At 63.0% G+C, this 262-nt stretch carries 1 pseudogene; it reads right to left on the bottom strand.

From position 1 onward, the window contains the following. A pseudogene (locus SB816_RS32635) lies at positions 1-262 on the bottom strand (NAD(P)/FAD-dependent oxidoreductase); the annotation flags it as partial.

The raw sequence follows: 262 nt of genomic DNA, 5'->3' as shown, positions 1-262 counted from the left end.
CCGCCGATCGGCTGCGAAACGCCGTACGTATGGATGATGCCGGGCATCAGCAGCACGCCCATGCCGGTGCCGAGTTCGTTGGGCGCCTGCAGGTTTTCGCTCACGAGACGCAGCAGATGAATCTTGATCTTGTCGCTCTCGTAGAGTTGATTGACGAGATCGAGGCAGTCGCGGTTCATGTAGTCGAGCATGAGGCGGCCTTCGTCGCTGCGGTCGAGCATGGCGACGAGTTCGCCGAGCGGCGGCGGCGGCGAGTAGAGGC

Origin of the sequence: Achromobacter sp. SIMBA_011 (assembly GCF_046535435.1) — a bacterium.
Lineage (GTDB): Bacteria > Pseudomonadota > Gammaproteobacteria > Burkholderiales > Burkholderiaceae_B > Achromobacter > Achromobacter dolens.
The sequence above is the reverse complement of the archived record's forward strand: the minus strand, read 5'-3'. Positions and strand labels throughout refer to the sequence as shown.